The organism is Planktothrix tepida PCC 9214, from assembly GCF_900009145.1.
Classification (GTDB): Bacteria; Cyanobacteriota; Cyanobacteriia; order Cyanobacteriales; family Microcoleaceae; genus Planktothrix; species Planktothrix tepida.
In genome coordinates this window covers 342,210-362,016 of sequence record NZ_LN889813.1, presented here as the reverse complement: position 1 = coordinate 362,016, position 19,807 = coordinate 342,210, and the positions used below count along the sequence as shown (strand labels likewise).

Sequence of the window (19,807 nt, the reverse complement as noted above, 5' to 3'; positions counted from 1 at the left end):
TTAATTTTATTCCATTTAATTCTATAAGAGTTTAAGGCTCTTTCGTAGATAGAAGGAAACAGGGAACAGGGAACAGGGAACAGGGATAATACTTTTGGCTGTTTCATATCAGTTTTAAATTATTACAACCTCGGTGCGGATTGCTATAGCTTCTGCCTTTAATAGACGAATGCAGAGGATTTACATTTCAAATTATAAAATTTATAAATTTATAATTTCTAAAATTTTAATTTTAGGCTAAATTCTTTTCTTTTCTGTTCCCTTGCTCAACTTTAAAAATCCTATTAGCATCTTCTCCATCTTGAGGTGGAGAATAATCTCTATCTAATGACACAACAAAAATTCGTTTTTTTCTGACAAGATTAAGGAATAGTATTTGAGGAATCACAAGATGACTTTGTTTAAGATTAAAGATGCTTATCCCCATTACAAAGAAGAAATTTTTGATGGCAAAGACCTTAAAAAATTCGATGTCTATACCGATACGACCAATGAGAAAATTGGCACAGTCTACGATGCCTTAATTGATGAGAATGGATATTTTCGGTATTTTGTGATTGATACAGGTTTTTGGGTTTTTGGTAAAAAAGTTTTACTCCCCGTTGGTCGTGCCCAAATGGACTATGCCAATCAACGTGTTTATGCCCTGGGATTAACTAAAAACCAAGCCGAAGCCTTACCTGAATATAATGATAATATGACGGTAGACTACGATTATGAAGAGCGGGTTCGGGCTGGATATCGGACTTCTAAATCTGCAAAATCCACTTACACTCGGGATAATTATCAATACGAGAACGAGCCCGAATTATACCAAACCCAGGCTCAAAATCATGGCACAATCAAACTTTATGAAGAACGCTTAATTGCTGAGAAACAGCGTCAAAAAACAGGTACAGTTTCCGTCGGTAAAACCGTAGAAACTCGCACAGAACAAGCTAGTGTTCCGGTTGAGAAAGAGCGGGTTGTGGTTGAACGCATGACTCCGACAGGGGAACGACCTGTTAACCCCGGCGAAGCTAATTTCCGCGAAGGAGAAGTGGCTCGCGTCGATGTTTATGAAGAAACGGCTGATATTCGTAAGCAAGCTTATGTGACTGAAGAAGTCAATGTTCGTAAAGAAGTTGAGCGCGATACAGTCACAGCCCAAGAAAAACTGCGTCGGGAAAAATTGAATGTTAAAACCGATGGAGAACCTACGATTAAAGACAAACGTTAAATTCTCGGTTGCTTCTGTTGAGAAAGCCTAATTTTTTCTGTAGAGGTGTTTACCCAAACATCTCTACAGAACTATCATCTGGTAATCATTTATAGTTTTTTAGATTTTTACTAATTTATTGAATCCTAAACTTTCAAAGAGGTGAAAAATGGCTTATTCTTATCCTGAAGGGTATCATAAAAATAGGAAAGTTGAACAATTAGCGAAAAAACTCAACGGCTGTTGGATTCAAACCTTAGATGGGGAAGTTGTTGGTCAAGTCATTGATGTTATTTACAATGCTAAAGGAAAAGTGGAATTAGTCGTTCCTCTGAAGATAACTTCTGAAAATCGTCAGCAATTATTGTTACTCAAAGCGAACTTAATTAAACAAACTAATATTGATGATCGTTTACTTTTTATTGAACGAACACCAGAGTTAGAACCGTTTCTCAAGACCAACCCAAATTCCTCAACTCCTCAACAATATTTTCCCACACCCATCCCATCCTTTTCTCTCAACGATGAAGAAGATGAAACCGATTCAACCTTACCATTACCTGCTTCTGAAAATCAACCCAATATTGTCGATAATATAACCATTCCTTTAAAAGAAGAAAAATTAATCGTCGAACGGGAACGCCGTAAAGTAGGAGAAGTTGTTATTCGTAAACAAGTTGAAACTCATTTTGTTCAAGTTCCGGTTAAACGAGAAAAACTTGTCATTGAGCAAGTCGGAACCGATGATCAAATCTTAGCAGAAATTCCGTTATCTGAAGAAACAATTCGAGTCGTCAAAACCGAAAATCCAGACCCCCAATAGTTGCTTAGTGGGTTTCCATTTGTTGTAAAATAACTTGACGCACTAAAGCCGCTTGTTGTTCTGCTTCCTGTGCCCGTTGTAAAAATTGGCTTTCTGAGAGGGCACGATGATGGGTTCGAGCTTGGGCTGCCATCCGTCGTGCTAACGCCGCTTTTTCTTCTAACGCCCGAATAGCCCCCCACAACGCCCGTTCTACATCATTCCCTTGTTGTTCGAGTAAACTATCCACAGAATAGGCGTGTCCGACATGGCACCGATATCGTAGTAAATTTCCCTCTTGTAATTCCCACAACACCCCCCCACAGTCTGGACAGGTTAACATTGAGGCAGACCCGGAATGTTTTCCTTGTTCCAAATCCGCTTTATGCTGGGCGACAATTTCACTTTCTTTGGCGATTTCATCCACCATAATTTCTTCCTGCTGAATCGGTTGATGGGTAAGCTGAATCAACATCGATGGGATGTCTGCAACCTTTAAAATATGGTCAATTTTCACCCGTTCAATGGCACTGCGGGGCATTCCTGAAAACAAAGCTTCATCAGGATCTTGTACAATCGTCACGCCGCCATAGTGTTTGATTAAAGCTAACCCTACGGTTCCATCATCCATGCTTCCTGATAAAATCACTCCGATGACTCGTCGCCGATAGGAATGGGCAGCCGAACGAAACATCGTATCAATCGACGGACGAAAGGCATTTTCACGGGGGCCATGACTTAACTGAATCTGCTCTGGTTTAATGATTAAATGATAATCTGGCCGAGCAACATAGATGATTCCGGGGCGAATGACTTCGTTATCCTGGGGATGTACCGCTTGCAGATGTCCCCGTCGGTTGAGAATTTGAGGCAAAACACTAATACTATTACTAGGAAAATGTAAGGTGATGAACAAAGTGGCGGGGAAGTCGCCGGGTAGAGGATTGACCAGTCGGGTTAATGCTTCTACTCCCCCAGCCGACGCACCAATCACAATAATGTCAGGTTTGACCATTAGTTTTCCCGGTAACGAGGATTTTTCAAATTGATGAAAGAGACGAAAGCATTGAACAGTTCCTAAAACTAGACTATCATTTTATTTTCGATCCTGATGAAAAACCATCATCTATTTTTGATTAAAAGGGTTGACTGAGTGAATTAAAAGTGTCTCATTTATTCTCCAAAATTTAAGCAATATTCATCTCAAGGAGGTCAATCAACGTGACGAATTCCAGTAAAAATATAGAATTTGAAGCTCTGCTGGACTATGTAAAACGGAGTCGAGGGTTTGACTTTGCTGGATATAAACGTTCGAGCTTAATGCGTCGCGTCAACAAACGGATGCAAACGATTAATATTGAAGGCTATAGTAATTATCTGGATTATTTAGAAGTTCACCCCGAAGAATTTAATTTTTTATTTACCACCATCTTAATTAATGTTACCTCTTTTTGGCGAGATCGCACCGCTTGGGATTATGTCAGAGATGAAATTATCCCCCGAATTCTAGCCACTAAAGAACCTCATGAAACCATCAGAATTTGGAGTGCTGGCTGTGCTTCGGGTGAAGAAGCGTATACAATTTCGATGATGGTTGCAGAAGCAATTGGTATTGAGCAGTTTCGAGAACGGGTTAAAATTTATGCCACAGATATTGATGAAGAAGCTCTGAATCAAGCTCGACAAGCAATTTATCTTCAGAAGGATCTCAATGGTTTATCTCCAGAACAAATCGAACAGTTTTTTGAAAAAATTGATACCCGTTATACCTTTCGTAAAGATTTACGTCGCTGCGTGATTTTTGGTCGTCATGATCTACTTCAAGATGCTCCGATTTCTAAAGTTGATTTATTAGTTTGTCGCAATACTTTAATGTATTTTAATGCGGAAGCTCAAAGCCGAATTTTAGCTCGATTTCACTTTGCTCTGCGGGATGGAGGATTCCTGTTTTTAGGAAAAGCGGAGATGTTATTAACTCATGCTAATACCTTTACACCTACAGATTTAAAGTGTCGGGTTTTTGCCAAAGTTCCTAAACTCAATCTTCGAGATCGATTATTAATTATGGCACAAACAGGGAATGAAGAAGCCGTAAACCATCTTTCTAGTCATGTTCGTTTACGCGAATTAGCCTTTGATAGTGGCCCCTGCGCCCGGATTATTATTGATACCAATGGTTTACTCGCCCTGGCGAATGAACGTGCCCGATTTTTATTTAGTTTAACCACCCGTGATGTCGGACGTCCATTGCAAGATTTAGAGATTTCCTATCGTCCCATTGAATTACGTTCTTGTATGGAACAAGCTTACAGTGAAAAACGGCCTGTGAATATTCGAGATATTGAATGGCAAATGGCTTCGGGTGATATTATTTTTATTGATGTCCAAGTTTGTCCGTTGTTAGATGCCAATAATCAAACGTTGGGAATTAGTATTAATTTTATTGATATGACTCGCTATAAAAATTTACAAGAAGATTTAGAACATTCTAATCAAGAATTAGAAATGGCCTATGAAGAATTACAGTCTACCAATGAAGAGTTAGAAACTACCAATGAAGAATTACAGTCTAGTAATGAAGAGTTAGAAACCACCAATGAAGAGTTACAGTCTACTAATGAAGAATTAGAGACGATGAACGAAGAGTTACAATCGACTAATGAAGAATTACAAACGGTTAATGATGAATTACAACGTCGTGGAGAAGAATTAAACCAAGCTAATGCCTTTTTACAATCAATTTTAACCAGTTTAAAAGGCGGCGTTGTGGTTCTCAATCGAGATTTACAAGTCCAAATTTGGAATTATAAATCCGAAGACCTTTGGGGTCTGAGACATGAAGAAGCGATTAAACAAAACTTTTTAAACTTGGATATTGGTTTACCCGTTGACAAGCTCAGACAACCGATTCGGATTTGTCTTTCCGGTGAACCCAATCAATCCTCAAAAATTATTGTTAATGCGATTAATCGTCGGGGAAAAAGCATTCAATGTCAAGTTAACTGTAGCCCCTTAATGGGTAGCCAAGGGCAAATTCAAGGCGTTATTTTATTAATGGAAGAATTAGAAGAGGCAAATAGTTAATCTTATAATAAAAACCCCCTGGCCCTAGGGGGGGGAATAAACATAGTCTAATAAATTTTGGTTTATGCAATTTGACAGTTTTTGATTTTTGTGATAGTGGGTTTTGAAATTATTAGGTTATAAGTTTTAATTAATTATTTAAGGTTTTATATAAATTATTTGTAATTTAATGCTAAAGGTAATCTATCCATTATCCTGTGAGTTATTATCGAATTGGATAGATTATGGATAACGTAGAGTGATTTTGTCGGACGCATAGCTCAGTTGGTTAGAGCTATGATGTTGACATCATGGGGGTTACAGATGAGAGTGATGATATCCCTTTTCTGTCACTCTCCGAGAGGTCGATCTCTAAAACCTTTATCAGTCAGCCAATACAAGCTATCCTAATACAAAAACTTCGTTTTTGTATTTGTTAGTAGAAATAAATCTTGCGATCGCAAAGCCTGCAAAAGCTCTAAAATCCAGAAATATCAAAAGTTTTTGGAGAGTGACAGAAGAGGGATAAATGGACACAACTGGACTCGAACCAGTGACCCCCACGATGTCAACGTGGTGCTCTAACCAACTGAGCTATGCGTCCGACAATTTCTTAATATAGCACAAGGTTTTAGAGGATGCAAGCTTTTTTCCAAAATTTTTGGCATTGAGACAGCGATAGCCGAAAACCGTTGAATAGTTAGGGGTTTAGTCGTTGAGTCTTTTTAACGAATCATTTAAAATAGCTATAGTCTTGATTATCCTAATTTATCAATGGGAGGCAACATGAGGGTTGCTAAATTATCCGGTCTAGGGATTGCGTGTTTCTGTTTAGCATTCAGCCAACCTGTGAAGGCGGAAATGTTAACGTTAGGGACGGCTTCAGGGGGTCAACAGATTAAACTGGATACCAATTCCATTCAACGCAACGGAAATACAGGAAGTTGGTGGTCAGGGTTTACTTATTATTTAGGGAATGAACGCCTTGAAGCAGGAGCCCATTGTGGTCGAGGAATTTGGACGGTAGACGGTGAACAATATTCGCCACAGTCTAAAGCCACTGAAAATATGTTGAGTATTGTTTGTTCAGCTAGACATATTCGAGAAGTTGAAGATATAGGTTATTCTCTAGTCTTTGACCCGCCTTCTAATGTTCGTTCTTCTCCGGGGGGTGCGGTTAAATGCACCTTAGAAAAAATGACGGTGATTCCAGTTTATGTTGAACCGAAAAATGGTTGGTATTCGACTCAAGCGTGTGGTGGAGGATGGATTCACGAAAGCCAAATTCGAGCGTTTCGTTAAGAGGGTGTAAGCGGGTTTTGCATTGATTCAGTTTCTTGGGAGAGTAACTGAGAAACTATAATATTGATGGCATAATTGAGGAATTAACGATTAAACCAACCCATAAACAAGCTCAAACTTGCTTAATCGTATGTCAATATTTGTCTAACTGCTACCAAGATATTCATTTATTCCGTTTTGATGACCAAACTGGAGAAGTTTATATTCTCGCAGGTGAGGAGATAGAAATTATTGTGCTGAGTAATGGAATTTGGGAGTTTTTATGACATCAAATTTTGAGAAAATGACCAATGCTGAACTTAGAGCTTATGCTTTGAAACATCGGGGTAAAGAAGATATTGAAGCTTTGCGGGTGTTATTCCGTCGTCGGACACCCTATAGAAAAGAGCTTACATTCTATCCGGCTAAAAATCCGGCAGAGAAACGGGAACAATTTGAAAGATTTAAACAAATTATTGAAGAAAAACAAAGTCAAACAATTAAAGATACAACGCCCCCTTTAGACGAGTAAAATTGCATCTCTAGTTTTTCCCTATAACGATGAGACAGAGCATCGTTGTCTGATGAATAGGTTCTACTTATTCATCAGGAATACATTAGTTACTCTGGGACAATCACGTCAATATCCATGTCTCTACACCAAGCAAAATCATCAACATTAAAAGTATATATTCGCCTGATTCCGTGTGACATCATTTGGAGTTACGGTTACGTCATCATTACCTCCTTGATTAATTTGTTGATTGTCAGGAACAGACCGAAGTGCTGTTATAATTTCTTCGACAAGAGCAATTTGCTTGTCGCTGAGTCCAGTTACATCAACTACTGTAGTTTTCATAAGGAATCTTTTTTACCTCCAAAAGAGGTGAAAGATAGTGTAAATTGATGGTGAAATGAATACTCTGAAAAGGCAGAACTTAAAAATAAGTCTACCTTCTCAGGGACACTCTACATTCATCTTAACACATCTAACCAATTATGGGTTAGTAACAATGAAATATGGGGTTAAAGATTGAAGTATTTAGAAACAGGATGATAGGTAATAAACGCCGTTGTAGACTGTTCTGGATAGAGTTGTTCACTTTCATCCATAAACATATTAATCCGGTCAGTTTGTAACAGTTCCACCTGTTTATATTGGTCTTGAATATTCGGACAAGCCGGATATCCAAAACTATAGCGAGAACCCCGATGACGTTGGGCTAAAACATCTCGAACATTATCGGGTTCTTCATTGCCAAACCCTAATTCTCGACGAATTTTTGCGTGAGTCCATTCCGCTACCGCTTCTGCGGTTTGCACAGCCATTCCATGAAAATACAAATAATTGGTATAGTCGTTGGCTGCAAATAGTTTTTGGGCGTATTCGGTGGCAATTTCTCCCACTGTTACCGCTTGCATCGGGAAGACATCAATCTGTCCGGTTTCTTTGGGGGCAAAAAAGTCCGCAATACACAACCGTCGCCCTGCTTTTTGTCGAGGAAAGTCAAAACGGGCAACTTGTTTTTGGTGATTTTCGGGATCAAAAATCAGTAACGAGTTATCCTCCGCTTGACAGGGAAAATACCCGTAAATCACCGTTGGATGTAATAAGTTTTCCGCTAAAATTTTTGCTTTCCATTCCGTTAAAATAGGATAGACTTTTTCCGCTAAGAAAGCATCGTATTCTTCCCGTGATTGTTCTCTGGGTTTACGGAATTGCCATTGACCTGCAACTAAGGCTTGTAAATCTAAATACCAAAAAACCTCCTCTAAAGAAATATCTTCTGGTTGTAAGATTTTTGTTCCCCAGAAGGGCGGGGTAGGTCGGTGAATATTAACATCAACGGCTTCAGAACGTCGGGTATCGATGACAATTTCTTCAGGACTTTCTGAAACCTGTTTCACCGTTTCTAACTTGACTTTAATTTTCTTCTCTTCTGCATATTCTCCTAAAAATCCTTGAGCATCATCCCATTTTTCTGCTTTTTTTGCAGGCATCAATTTATCCATAAAGTTCAAGTCTGAAAAGGCATCTTTTCCATAAATGACTTGACCTTTATAGGTATTTTGGCAATCTTCATAAACAAATTTCGGCGTTAATGCAGCCCCTCCTAAAATAACTGGAACTGTGATTCCTGCTTCGTTAAACGCCTCTAAATTATCTTTCATAAAGGCGGTGGATTTCACTAATAATCCACTCATGGCAATACAGTCGGCTTTATGTTCTTGGTAAGCATTGATAATATTTTCAACGGGTTGTTTAATCCCTAAATTAATCACCCGATAGCCGTTATTCGATAAAATAATATCGACTAAATTTTTACCAATATCATGCACATCCCCTTTAACAGTAGCAATGATAAAGGTTCCTTTGGAATTATCCCCCGTTTCCGATTTTTCCATGTAGGGTTCTAAATAGGCAACGGCGGCTTTCATGGTTTGGGCAGATTGTAATACAAAAGGTAACTGCATTTGTCCAGAACCAAACAATTCTCCGACCACTTTCATGCCATCTAACAGCAAATTATTGATAATATCCAAAGGCGGATATTGTTTCAAAGCTTCCGCTAACGCATCATCTAAACCAATGCGTTCTCCGTCAATAATATGACGTTTTAACCGTTCTTCTATAGGAAGGTTAGCATCTCCAGAACGATCTCGTTTTGTCGTTTTCCCTTGAAAAAGGTTGGTGAGTTCTCCTAACGGGTCATAAATACAAACATCCCCATCAAATCCTCGTTGATCATAAATTAATTTGCGGCAAACGTCTTGATGTTCAGCGTCTATTTTAGCTAAGGGTAAAATCTTATTCGCACTCACAATAGCTGAATCTAACCCCACTTGCATTGCTTCATGAAGGAAGACAGAATTTAACACTTGTCGCGCGGCTGCATTTAACCCAAAGGAAATATTAGAAACCCCTAAAACAACATGACATCCGGGTAACTCTTGACGAATTTGGCGAATAGAATCGATTGTTGCTTTGCCGTTATTCCGGTCTTCTTCAATACCTGTAGAAATCGGTAAAGCTAAAGGATCAAAAAAGATTTCATGGGCGGGAATTCCATAGTTAATGGCATCATTATAGGCACGTTTAGCAATTTCAAATTTTTTCTCAGCCGTTCTTGCCATTCCGTCTTCATCAATGGTTCCTACCACAATAGCAGCCCCATATTTTTTCGCTAATTCTAATACTTTAAAAAAGCGTTCTTCCCCGTCTTCATAGTTGGTAGAATTCAGTAAACATTTACCCCCAGCAACTTTTAACCCGGCTTCCATTTTCTGCCATTCGGTGGAGTCTAACATCAAGGGTAAATTTACATTGGTGACGACGCGAGACACCAATTCACGCATATCTCGCACCCCATCACGTCCGACATAATCGACGTTAACATCTAAAATTTGCGCCCCTTCTTTTATCTGGGATTTCGCTAAGGAAACTAACCCATCCCAATCTTCTGCATTCAGTAAATCTCGACATTTTTTTGACCCACTGGCGTTGAGACGTTCCCCAATAATTAAAAAGGAGTTTTCCTGTTCATAACTTTGGGTACTATAAATAGAAGATGCCGCCGGAATTAACTGGGGTTCTCGTTGTTTGGGTTTGAGGGTTTTGGAAATTTCAGCTAAGGCTTGAATATGCTCATAACGAGTTCCACAGCAGCCACCAATGACTTGAACTCCCAAGTCTTCAACAAAGTGCATTAACGCCATTCTCAGTTCCATAGGCGTTAATTTATAATGGGCTTTACCCCCAATATTTTCGGGTAAACCTGCGTTAGGAATACAAGACACAATAAAGGGAGAATGTTCACATAAATAGCGAATATGTTCTTTCATTAAATCGGGGCCAGTGGCACAATTTAATCCTAAAATATCAATATTATAAGGTTCTAAAATCGTTAACGCCGCGCTCATTTCTGACCCGACTAACATGGTTCCAAAGGATTCCATTGTGACAGAAACCATAATCGGGCGACGTTCTCCTTTTTTAGCAAAAACATCTTCAATTCCGTTTAAGGCTGCTTTAATTTGCAGTACATCTTGGCAAGTTTCAACAATGAATAAATCCACACCCCCATCAAATAATCCTTCGGCTTGTTCTGCAAACGCATGATGTAAGGTATCAAAATCAATATGTCCGAGGGTAGGAAGTTTGGTTCCTGGCCCCATTGAACCTGCAACGAATCGAGGTTTTTCCGGTGTCGAATATTCTTCTGTTAAATGTTTTGCTAATTCGGCTGCGGTTTTGTTTAAATGATATGCTTTATCCGCTAAATTATATTCGCCTAAAACAATAGAAGTTGCACCAAAAGTATCAGTTTCAATTACATCTGCACCTGCTTCTAAAAACCCTCGATGAACATTGGCAACGGCTTCCGGTTTGGTATAAATTAAATATTCATTACAGCCTTCATAATCTTTTCCGCCAAAATCATCCGCCGTCAGGTTTTGGGTTTGTAGGTTGGTTCCCATTCCTCCATCAAATACGATAACGGGACGTTCAGGACTGTGGAGGCGGTCTAAAAATGCGCTTTTCATAGAGTGTTAATGATAGGAAGCAAGGGTAATTTTACAATTTTACACGAAGAAACCAGGTTCGGGGGTAAAAAGTCTGGGTTTAACCCTGAGATCTTTAAGAAAAAAGTAGGTTTCTAAGTTTTATGATAAAATTAGATTGTCATTATCTATCTAGGCTAAAATTAAAAATGTAAGTCTTGATATTCTCAACATCCTAAAAACAGGATTTACTGTTTTTAAGGGGCGATTGATTATCAAAAATCAGGAGGGTTTCAACTCCATCAATTCCGACCCATTTTTAACCGTTCAGTGTTTCCTTGTTCTGTATTTCCCTATTTCTGTAGTCAACTCCCAACCGAAATCAAGTCGTTTTCTCGATTGGGGTTTTATACTCATCAGAGTAGGGAAATTCCACCGGAATTAATCTCCTTCTCTGACTTTTAATTCTTCGGGTCAAATTCTCCTTATGGTTCTACCGTTGTGGGTGTAGAAAGAGACTCTAAATAATGCAGAAAATCCAATAATTCTGCATCCGTTAATAAACGGCGAGAACGCTTTCCATAGGTTTTTTGTAAATAGGAAGAACCCTGTTCAGGAGTCCAACCTAAGCGCTTTAATTCAATATCCGTTTTAGCAATATCTGAGGAAAAATCCGTTGTTTCCAGGGGACGACTTGCAGGTGCTGGACTACTCAATTCCGGTTCATCATTATAAGTCGAAACTGCTTCTGTTGTTGAGGTGGGAATCGGGGGTAAAGACGCACTCCGTCCTTTAGACCCCTTAGCAGGAGATGATTTTGTTTCTTTCTCAGAACTGGAGGCTTGTTTTTCCGTTTTAGGCTGGATATAGGTTGCTGATAACCAGTCATCCGAAGTTAAGGAAGAAGACTCCGCCATTCTCACATTAAGGGTTTCCTCAGAAACAACCGCAGACGACACCGGGGAAGGACTCTCAATTTTCACAGGTTCTGAGGGGAAAGGGAGAGGACTAACAACTTGATTCTTAACCTCCATCACCACAGGTTTCAACGGTTCAGTTGGACTCGAAATTTTAGGGAGGGTTGTGTCCAGTTCCAGCGCTTGAATGGCTCGTTTCTTCGCTTGATCTTCTGCCAATTCAACAGTATCCGCCGCCGCTAATCCCGTTGTCAAGATTACACCCTCCACTTGGACAACGGCGCGAACCACATATTTTCCTTGATAAATCGTCAGTAACTCAGAAATTAAACTTCCTGTAGGATAACGAGTTCTTAATTGAGACAGCATCATTAAAATTTCCTAAACAAACTACGATATACTTAAAAATTAGTCATTTACGCAGCCCTACGTCACAAATTCTGTACCCTATCCCGACAGCACCAAGGGAATCAACATTGGGTGCTATTCCATACGCTCAGAGTGAGTTGGCTTGAAGGCAATAGATGTTACGGTCTAATCCAAAGCCTTTCGCATCTATCATCCGACAGACCGCTTTCCGCATTCCTCATTGTAACACTGTCCTTGATGGGGTTCTGCGATGAGCCACTGAGGAATTCCTACACCTCCTCAATGGGAGAGCAAGCAGGGCAGAGTTCAGGCTAGTACAGCAGGCAAATGACTCTAAACTCACAGTAAAAAACCCTTAAAACAGGTTGACTTTGTGAGTCTGGGTCTGTATTGAACTGGCGAATTGGACACCTAACTGTACTAGAATAGTTCCCTGGGTTTCATCTGCTAAACGATGAGGTGATCTGACTCGCGCAAGGATGATTACGGTTGCGACACTGACCACTGGCCTAAATTCAGACAACGAGGATTAATCGCTACATGGAATTTTCAATCGCTACACTGTTAGCTTATTTTTCCGATGATAAATTAGTCGCCCCCAAAGCGCTAGAAAAAAAACTCGCTCCCGACGAGGAAAGTCTCCGTAGATTTCAGATTGCTTTGGATGCGTTAGAACGGATTGGTGTTTTAGAAAAAGATAAGGGTCGCTATCGACGAATTCCCGAAGAAGGAATTGTAGAAGCGAAACTGCGATGTTCGAGTAAAGGCTTCTGTTTTGCCATTCAAGATGCCGAGGGAGCAGAAGATGTTTATATTCGAGAAAGCCATCTCAGTACCGCTTGGAATGGCGATCGCGTTCTCGTTAGGATTATAAAAGAAGGAAGCCGCCGCCGTTCACCCGAAGGGGAAGTTTATCTGATTTTAGAAAGAGCTAATCCTTCGGTTTTAGCCCGAATTAAACAAACCAAAACAGGCTATCGCGCCGTTCCCTTAGATGATCGTTTGTTATTTGAATTAGATTTAATTAATGATCCTCAAGAATTAAGTGGAGCGGTCGATCATTTAGTTCATGTTGAGGTCTTACGTTATCCCATTGGTGTCCATCGTCCGATGGGTCATGTGGTTCAAATTCTGGGTTCTGATGCGGAAGATGCGGATGATTTAGATATTGTTTGTTGTAAACATGATTTACCGCGAAAATGGCCCGCCGGAGTCTTACGAGAAGCCGAAGCCATTTCTAACACTTTGAAAAAAACTGATCTCAAAAATCGGGTTGATATTCGCAATGTCTTAACGATTAGTTTTCAACCAGATTTAGGAAATCCTGAATTTTCGGTTTTCAAAGATTCAGAACCTCCCCACCGTCTCCCCTGCATTGATCATGCCTTTAGCATCGAACCAACAAAATCTGATCAGTGGCAATTGGGAATTCATTTAGCGGATGCTGCCCATTATATTCTCCCCGATAGCGATCTTGATCGAGAAGCGCGTAAACGGGGAACGGCTATTTATTTAGCCGATAAACTGATTCCCATTTATCCTGAAACCCTGTGTTGCGAACGGTTGGCCTTAGTTCCCAATGAGGAACGATTAACCCTGTCCATTATGATTACGTTGGATATGGCCGGACGAGTCGTTGAATACGACATCCAACCGAGTGTGGTACGGGTAGATCATCAACTCACCTTTGAACAAGCTCAGGCTATTCTCGATGGTGAGCCATCTCCCTTTGCCAACGTTTTAGAAAATTTGTTAGAACTGAGTCGGGCTGTGCGACAAATTCGCCTAGAACGAGGTAGTTTTGAACTCAATTTACCCGATACCCATTGCCACTTTGATGATGAAGGGGAATTAGGGCCGATTGTTCTGTCTTCATTATCTCCCGCCCGGGCGATGATTTCGGAATTAACGGTATTAGCGAATCAAATTGTCGCTAGTCATTTACACACCTTGGGAGTTCCGGCGATTTATCGGGTTCAACCGCCACCAGAATCATCCGATGTGTCAGAGTTAGCAAAATTATCGACCCATTTGGGGACGGAATTGTTTTTGGAAGAAGACGAAGAAGTTCAACCGAGTACCTTCCAAGAATTTACCGAAGAATTAGCCAATAGTCGAGCCGAACGGGTTTTAAGTTATTTATTAGAAGAAACCCTCAAACCTGCGGTTTACAGTACCACAGCAAAACTCCATTTTGGGTTAGCGCTTCCTTGTTATACCCATTGCACTTCTCCCCTGTCTCGCTATTGCGATTTACAGATTTTGCGAGTCCTGAAAACGGTATTTGAAGAAGGACGCGATCGCCGTTCAACTCGTGCAAAAGATCGAGTCGAGTTGGGACATTCTTCCTGTCATGGCAAAATTAGCTGGAATGTGCTTCCCCCGGAAATTCAGCATGAGTTAGAAAGTCAGTTTACCCAGTTAGTGGTGCATCTGAGTGAACGGGAAAGCGTTGCGGTGGATGCCGAGGAAGACTTAGAAGGACTCAAGAAAACCGGGTTCATGAAGGAACGCACAGGTCAAAACTTTGTGGGGTTAATTACTGGGGTTCAGTCCTACGGGTTCTTTGTGGAAATTGAGGTACAGTCCCCTGGTGGCACAATGTTACGGGTGGAAGGACTGGTTCATGTCTCCTCCCTCAAAGATGACTGGTATGAATACCGTTCTCGTCAACAAACCTTAGTCGGTCGCAAAAATCGCAATCAATACCGTCTAGGGGATAATGTCGAAGTTCAGGTGAAAAGTGTAGACTACTATCGTCAACAAATTGATTTAGTTGCTGTTGGTGGAGGCAGTGAAGCGTCAGATGACAACGATGAACCTTATTTTCCCTAAACCTTAATTTTGTCGATACAATCCCCTGTAGAGACGTGCCAAAAGCCTTACGGCATGGCTTCGCCCAGGCACGTTTCTACAACCTCTCTCCTTCTTTTAAAAAATGTCTATTACACAACTGATTACTTTACTAATTCTTGTGGGAGGCTTGGCGATCTTTACGATTCAAAATCTAACGCCATCCCTACCTTTAATTTTTTTAGGAAATCAACTCCCTGCCTTACCGCTTTCTCTGTGGATTTTAATCGGGATCACCGCCGGAATATTAACTTATTGGATGATTGCCCAATTATTTCAATTCTCTAATACTAATCTTAAGGCTTCAACTGCCTTTCAAGGCTCTTCTAAACCGCCTGTAGAACCCGACCGTAATGCTTCTTGGGGTTATACTTCTCCGCCTCCTGAACCGCCTCAAACGTCGGGTTATACTGCCTATAATTCTGTTAGCCACTCTGAACCCGAACCTACTTTTAGCCGAAGTTCTGAGGATGATTGGGAAACAGAAGTTAAACCCTTTAATCCTTCTTGGGAAGCAGAAGATAGGACAGAACCCAGAAAATCTTCTAATAATCCTCAAAATTTTAATAGTAATTCTTCTGATGAAGAAGACTGGAATCAGGGAGAAGGTGAATCCTTAACCGATGAACCCAAAGTTTATGAAACCGAACAACAACCCAAATCAGAATCCTGGTCGGGTTCTGTTTATTCCTATGGTTATCGAGGAGATTCAAATCGTACCGGAGTTGGGAAAGTAGAAACAATTTATGATGCTGATTATCGGATTATCACCCCTCCTCCTCAAACTAAAATCCAAGATGATATTGAACCGCCCCATTATCCTGCTCAGGATGACGATGAAGATTGGGGATTAGAAGAAGAAGAGAGCGATGAACCCTATCGAAAATAAAGTTTAAATGATAGGGAGTTAAAGCGGGTTTTTATTAATAAAATCTCGTTTAATGATAGAATTAGATATTGAGTTGAAAGGGAGCTATAAATTTTGCAAGAACAGTTACAAGGAATTAATCTCTATTTAATTGGAATGATGGGATCGGGTAAAACTACCATTGGAGAAATTCTAGCCAAACAATTAGATTATCGATTTATCGATACCGATGAGTTGATTAGTAAAGTAGCCCATCAATCTATTTCTGAGATTTTTGCTACCGAAGGTGAAGAAGCCTTTAGAGATATAGAGTCTCAGGTTTTATCCCAACTTTGTGCGTATCAAAAATTTGTGATTTCTACAGGGGGAGGAATTATTCTGAAAAAGATGAATTGGAGTTATCTTCGACATGGAATTATCATTTGGCTTAATGTTCCCGTTGAAGAACTCTATAACCGTTTAAAAGAAGATACAACCCGACCTTTATTACAACATCCCGAACCGTTAAAACAATTACAAACCTTATTAGAACAACGCACTCGCCTTTATGCTCAAGCCGATCTCGAAATTATGATTAATTCCGGTGATACCCCGGAAGAAATTAGTAGCCAAATCTTAGAAAAAATTTCCTCCATTTTAAAACCTAAATCTAATGCTTTAAATTAAAAAATACGATTAAAACAAAGACCAATGCTGAAATCCAGACTGTGAAGCATTTTCTTACCTGTTCCCTGTTCCCTGTTCCCTACTATATGACTTATCGCAATCCGACTCCAACCGTTGATATAATTATTGAATTAATAGATCGTCCGGCTCGACCGATAGTATTAATTGAACGGAAAAATCCGCCCTTTGGATGGGCAATTCCGGGAGGATTTGTAGATTATGGAGAATCTGTAGAAACGGCCGCTATTCGAGAAGCCAAAGAAGAAACGGGATTAGAAATAGAATTAATTGAACAATTTTATGTTTATTCTGATCCGAATCGAGATCCCCGTCAACATACCTTAAGTGTTGTATTTTTAGCGATGGCTATTGGAGAACCCCAAGCAGCAGATGATGCCAAAAATTTAGAACTCTTTGAACCTTGGCAAATACCCCAAAACCTATGTTTTGATCATGATCGCATTCTCAAAGATTATTGGCGTTATCGACACTATAAAATTAGACCTCAAATTGATAATTGATAATTGATAATTGACAACTGACAACTGACAACTGATAACTGACAACTGACAACTGACAACTGACAACTGATAACTGATAACTGATAACTGATAACTGATTAATATCCATCCGGCCCTATGGTGGTATGATCACATTGAGCATCGGATAAATTAGCCATTTTAGAGCGAAATAAATTGCAGCCTGCTAATTGAGCATTGGTTAACTTAGCATTTTCCAAATTAGCATTACTTAAATCCGAAAATCTTAAGTCAGCTTCTGTCAAATTAGCATTGTATAAATCGGCTCCTTGTAAATTACAATGTTGCAAATTCGCACCGCGTAAATCTGCATGGCGGAGGTTACATCGAGATAAACTGCAACCTTGAAGGTTGGCTTCGGATAAATCCACTTGGTAGAGTTGGGTATCTCCGAGTTGGGCATCTTGAAGTTGAGTTTGGTGTAAGTTAGCGTAACTCAGATTAGAATAGGGCATATAAATGCGGTTTAAGTTGCTGCCTGCCAAACTAATCTCTTCTAAGTTGGCTTCAAATAAATCTGACCCACTTAAATCTAGGGCTCCAAAGTCCCGTTTCCCATCGTTATAGAAATCCAGTAATTCCTTTGAACTAATTTTCTGCATTTTGTATCTATGAGCCACGACACTAAAACAACCTCCAAGGCTGAGGCCGTTGGAAAAAGCAGGAAGAGTATTTTTGCTTAACCTGTGTTTACTTTAAAACGCTGTAACAAATAGCAATGTTGTGTTAATAATTTTTTTGGCTTCTGTTGGAGTCATCCGTTAAACAGACTCAATCATCTGGGAATTGGCCCCGGTTCCCTAGGACGATCTCAGTCGAGGTAAAGCTATCCCAGGCAAGAGGAGTAAAATTGAAGAAGGAAAACAGATGCTTTAAAAATCGTACACTAGAAGCTTGTGATCTGAAATAGTGGGTGCGACTTGTTCCAGCCAAAATGGAACTTGTGACTCCCTCTTGTGTTTTGGAATTAATGTTGTGCTGCTATCGCAGCAACAGTGAGTGTAATGCAGTTAGAACAGTCCCAAAGTCAGTCAATCCCGATTATATTAGACAGTTTACCGGATTTAGCGATTTCTGAGAAAGGATGTCCACGTCGAGCCCGGTTAGAAATTGATTTGATGTTACTGGCAATTGAAGCCTTGTATCTGGGTGGTGCAGAACATATGCTAGTGGTCATCTCAGAACTCGATTTACAAACGGTGATTCAAAATCGGGTGAAATTATGGCGACTTCGTAGTACCAACCCGTTACGCAGGTTTAGTCAGCGTCGAACCCTAACTCTGCTAGAGGCCAAAGCGTTAGTCGTGATTATCTGTAACCTCGGAAGACGGTTAACCGCCAAAATTCGGCAGTTACTCATGGATTATGAAGCCCTAAAACAAAAACAAATTCCGATTGAACGACATTTACAACTGTCCAACTACTTAACGCAATTTCGGGTACATTTCCGCAGTCGCATGAATCCCCGAAGAGCGTTGGTAATGACTTATAGTTCTGATGAGAAGTTAAACGATTTAGCCATCCGTTTATTAGAGAAACTTCTGTTTTGCACAGGTACGGCTGGAATGCAGCGATTTTGGATTAGTTTGTTTGATGGAGAAGTCGAATGACGATTGAACGTCAATATAGTTTACCGAACTGCAAACTGATTTTGCAGGGCTTACCCCAAGGAACCGATGGGAAATCCGACGGAAGAGTCAGTTTAAATAGGCTCATGAATGCAGAATGTCATTTTGTGGGCTACCCTCAACCCATTAGCGGGGGACGGGAGTTTTTTGAAAGTTTGGTACGACAGGTGAGTCGCTACGCTCAAGGGTTCCTGAGTGGACTCATTCCCCCTGAAGGATCTCACGCCAAGCCGGAGTTAGTGGAATTACGCCCCATCGGAGGAGAGTTCCATCAGTTAAGGGTTTATGAGTCTTCAGAGGACAATCCCTCTGAGGAGTCTTCTTTACCTAATTCTCCAACCGTTACGGTAGATTTAACAACGGTACAATTATTTGACCTTGTTGAAGCAATAGATCAGTTTTTAGCGGATAGCCAAACCTTACCTGAATTATCTCTCCAGTTAAAACCTCTTTCTAAACGTTATCTGAAACCAGAACAACCTGTTGCTCAACGGGTGAAGCCCGCAGCTATTGGGGTATCGAGTTTGGCATTAACGGCTTTAGCTTTGTTTGCCTTGCCCATTCCCGATGTCAAACGACCCCAAGACCCGAAACTGCAACCCCAAGCACAGACGGAAACAATTCCCACACCCAGCGCGTCCCCCCCAACGGGATCACCGAGTTCAGCAACATCGGAAGCGCCTTTAGCGTCTAATCTGTCTAGTCCACAGCCCATTACTAATCCTCAAGAACTCAACGATTTAAAAGCTCAACTTGATGAAAAACTGGATAAAGCTTGGACACCGGCGGCGGATGTGAAAGTCCCCTTAGTTTATCGGGTGAGTGTGGCAAAAGATGGGGCAATTGTGGGTTATAAACCCCTAAATCCAGCAACAGAAACGGCAACGGCAACCGAACAAACTCCACTACCGGATTTATTATATAAACCTGTTGGGAATCGTCCAATCAATGAACCGTTGGCAGATTTCCAAGTCACATTTAATCCTGATGGTAGTTTGGACGTTCGGAGTTTATCAGTGATTAGTAATCAGTAGTCAGTTATGGGTCAGGAGTCAGGAGTTAATAATTATTAGTTAATTTTTAATAATTATTAATTGATTATGTTATTGAGATACTTAAC

The 19,807-nt window shown here is 40.3% G+C and carries 17 protein-coding genes and 1 tRNA gene; 12 read left to right on the top strand and 6 right to left on the bottom strand.

Features of this window, described 5'->3' with window-relative positions:
* Window positions 1–391: 391 nt before the first annotated feature.
* Both PL9214_RS24210 and PL9214_RS24205 read left to right on the top strand, forming a co-directional pair.
* A complete protein-coding gene (locus PL9214_RS24210) occupies window positions 392–1,219 on the top strand; it encodes a DUF2382 domain-containing protein (RefSeq protein ID WP_072721665.1) in 828 nt (275 codons plus the stop codon).
* 148 nt (window positions 1,220–1,367) lie between these two features.
* Window positions 1,368–2,021, top strand: coding sequence for a YsnF/AvaK domain-containing protein (locus PL9214_RS24205; RefSeq protein ID WP_072721664.1), 654 nt, complete (start codon window positions 1,368–1,370; stop codon window positions 2,019–2,021).
* Window positions 2,022–2,025: 4 nt separating this feature from the next.
* Here the strand turns inward: PL9214_RS24205 and PL9214_RS24200 are convergent, their stop codons facing one another.
* Complete coding sequence (locus PL9214_RS24200) at window positions 2,026–3,015, bottom strand: chemotaxis protein CheB (RefSeq protein ID WP_072721662.1); 990 nt, start codon at window positions 3,013–3,015, stop codon at window positions 2,026–2,028.
* A gap of 206 nt (window positions 3,016–3,221) precedes the next feature.
* Here PL9214_RS24200 and PL9214_RS24195 point away from each other — a divergent pair, with 206 nt between their 5' ends.
* Window positions 3,222–5,084 (top strand): CheR family methyltransferase, encoded by a 1,863-nt coding sequence (locus tag PL9214_RS24195; protein ID WP_072721660.1) that lies wholly within the window; start codon window positions 3,222–3,224, stop codon window positions 5,082–5,084.
* 509 nt (window positions 5,085–5,593) lie between these two features.
* Here the strand turns inward: PL9214_RS24195 and PL9214_RS24190 are convergent.
* Window positions 5,594–5,667, bottom strand: a tRNA-Val gene (locus PL9214_RS24190).
* 182 nt (window positions 5,668–5,849) lie between these two features.
* On the opposite strand from PL9214_RS24190, the gene PL9214_RS24185 reads away from it, so the two are divergent.
* From PL9214_RS24185 to PL9214_RS24175, 3 genes are read left to right on the top strand one after another with little or no spacing between them, the layout of a single operon-like run.
* A complete protein-coding gene (locus tag PL9214_RS24185) occupies window positions 5,850–6,365 on the top strand; it encodes a hypothetical protein (protein ID WP_083580168.1) in 516 nt (171 codons plus the stop codon).
* A 47-nt stretch (window positions 6,366–6,412) separates the two neighbouring features.
* Window positions 6,413–6,631: a DUF6888 family protein gene (locus PL9214_RS33295; protein WP_437126752.1), complete on the top strand. Its 219-nt coding sequence runs from the start codon at window positions 6,413–6,415 to the stop codon at window positions 6,629–6,631.
* Entirely contained in the window at window positions 6,628–6,876 is a 249-nt protein-coding gene (locus PL9214_RS24175) for a DUF6887 family protein (protein ID WP_072721656.1), read from the top strand. Before PL9214_RS33295 ends, PL9214_RS24175 begins: the two co-directional genes overlap by 4 nt.
* Window positions 6,877–7,023: 147 nt before the next feature.
* On the opposite strand, the gene PL9214_RS24170 is transcribed toward PL9214_RS24175, so the two are convergent.
* The 3 genes from PL9214_RS24170 to PL9214_RS24160 form a co-directional block, all read right to left on the bottom strand.
* Window positions 7,024–7,203, bottom strand: a complete 180-nt coding sequence (locus PL9214_RS24170; protein WP_072721655.1) for a hypothetical protein — start codon at window positions 7,201–7,203, stop codon at window positions 7,024–7,026.
* Between the two features lie 167 nt (window positions 7,204–7,370).
* Entirely contained in the window at window positions 7,371–10,889 is a 3,519-nt protein-coding gene (gene metH / locus PL9214_RS24165; protein ID WP_072721653.1) for a methionine synthase, read from the bottom strand.
* Between the two features lie 443 nt (window positions 10,890–11,332).
* Window positions 11,333–12,136, bottom strand: a complete 804-nt coding sequence (locus PL9214_RS24160; RefSeq protein WP_245824357.1) for a slr1353 family protein — start codon at window positions 12,134–12,136, stop codon at window positions 11,333–11,335.
* 537 nt (window positions 12,137–12,673) lie between these two features.
* Here PL9214_RS24160 and PL9214_RS24155 point away from each other — a divergent pair.
* The 4 genes from PL9214_RS24155 to PL9214_RS24140 all read left to right on the top strand — a co-directional run bounded on the left by PL9214_RS24155 (window position 12,674) and on the right by PL9214_RS24140 (window position 17,041).
* A complete protein-coding gene (locus PL9214_RS24155; RefSeq protein ID WP_072721650.1) occupies window positions 12,674–14,968 on the top strand; it encodes a ribonuclease R family protein in 2,295 nt (764 codons plus the stop codon).
* A 103-nt stretch (window positions 14,969–15,071) separates the two neighbouring features.
* The gene (locus PL9214_RS24150; protein ID WP_072721648.1) at window positions 15,072–15,875 is read left to right on the top strand and encodes a LapA family protein; all 804 of its coding nucleotides are present in this window, start codon (window positions 15,072–15,074) and stop codon (window positions 15,873–15,875) included.
* A 93-nt stretch (window positions 15,876–15,968) separates the two neighbouring features.
* Window positions 15,969–16,520, top strand: coding sequence for a shikimate kinase (locus tag PL9214_RS24145; protein ID WP_139295146.1), 552 nt, complete (start codon window positions 15,969–15,971; stop codon window positions 16,518–16,520).
* 86 nt (window positions 16,521–16,606) lie between these two features.
* On the top strand, window positions 16,607–17,041 hold the full coding sequence (locus tag PL9214_RS24140; protein ID WP_072721646.1) for an NUDIX domain-containing protein: 435 nt from the start codon (window positions 16,607–16,609) through the stop codon (window positions 17,039–17,041).
* Window positions 17,042–17,139: 98 nt separating this feature from the next.
* Here PL9214_RS24140 and PL9214_RS24130 read toward each other — a convergent pair whose 3' ends face one another.
* Complete coding sequence (locus PL9214_RS24130) at window positions 17,140–17,679, bottom strand: pentapeptide repeat-containing protein (RefSeq protein WP_437126725.1); 540 nt, start codon at window positions 17,677–17,679, stop codon at window positions 17,140–17,142.
* Between the two features lie 384 nt (window positions 17,680–18,063).
* On the opposite strand from PL9214_RS24130, the gene PL9214_RS24125 reads away from it, so the two are divergent.
* Window positions 18,064–18,669, top strand: a complete 606-nt coding sequence (locus PL9214_RS24125) for a DUF3038 domain-containing protein (RefSeq protein WP_072721639.1) — start codon at window positions 18,064–18,066, stop codon at window positions 18,667–18,669.
* Complete coding sequence (locus tag PL9214_RS24120) at window positions 18,666–19,721, top strand: DUF4335 domain-containing protein (protein WP_072721638.1); 1,056 nt, start codon at window positions 18,666–18,668, stop codon at window positions 19,719–19,721. The genes PL9214_RS24125 and PL9214_RS24120 overlap by 4 nt, the downstream gene beginning before the upstream one ends.
* Window positions 19,722–19,807 lie beyond the last annotated feature (86 nt).

Coding starts and splice junctions, on each gene's coding strand:
- PL9214_RS24210 (WP_072721665.1), top strand. CDS start 392: ATGACTTTGTTTAAGATTAAAGATGCTTATCCCCATTACAAAGAAGAA.
- PL9214_RS24205 (WP_072721664.1), top strand. CDS start 1,368: ATGGCTTATTCTTATCCTGAAGGGTATCATAAAAATAGGAAAGTTGAA.
- PL9214_RS24200 (WP_072721662.1), bottom strand. CDS start 3,015: ATGGTCAAACCTGACATTATTGTGATTGGTGCGTCGGCTGGGGGAGTA.
- PL9214_RS24185 (WP_083580168.1), top strand. CDS start 5,850: ATGAGGGTTGCTAAATTATCCGGTCTAGGGATTGCGTGTTTCTGTTTA.
- PL9214_RS24175 (WP_072721656.1), top strand. CDS start 6,628: ATGACATCAAATTTTGAGAAAATGACCAATGCTGAACTTAGAGCTTAT.
- PL9214_RS24170 (WP_072721655.1), bottom strand. CDS start 7,203: ATGAAAACTACAGTAGTTGATGTAACTGGACTCAGCGACAAGCAAATT.
- metH (WP_072721653.1), bottom strand. CDS start 10,889: ATGAAAAGCGCATTTTTAGACCGCCTCCACAGTCCTGAACGTCCCGTT.
- PL9214_RS24160 (WP_245824357.1), bottom strand. CDS start 12,136: ATGATGCTGTCTCAATTAAGAACTCGTTATCCTACAGGAAGTTTAATT.
- PL9214_RS24155 (WP_072721650.1), top strand. CDS start 12,674: ATGGAATTTTCAATCGCTACACTGTTAGCTTATTTTTCCGATGATAAA.
- PL9214_RS24150 (WP_072721648.1), top strand. CDS start 15,072: ATGTCTATTACACAACTGATTACTTTACTAATTCTTGTGGGAGGCTTG.
- PL9214_RS24140 (WP_072721646.1), top strand. CDS start 16,607: ATGACTTATCGCAATCCGACTCCAACCGTTGATATAATTATTGAATTA.
- PL9214_RS24125 (WP_072721639.1), top strand. CDS start 18,064: ATGCAGTTAGAACAGTCCCAAAGTCAGTCAATCCCGATTATATTAGAC.
- PL9214_RS24120 (WP_072721638.1), top strand. CDS start 18,666: ATGACGATTGAACGTCAATATAGTTTACCGAACTGCAAACTGATTTTG.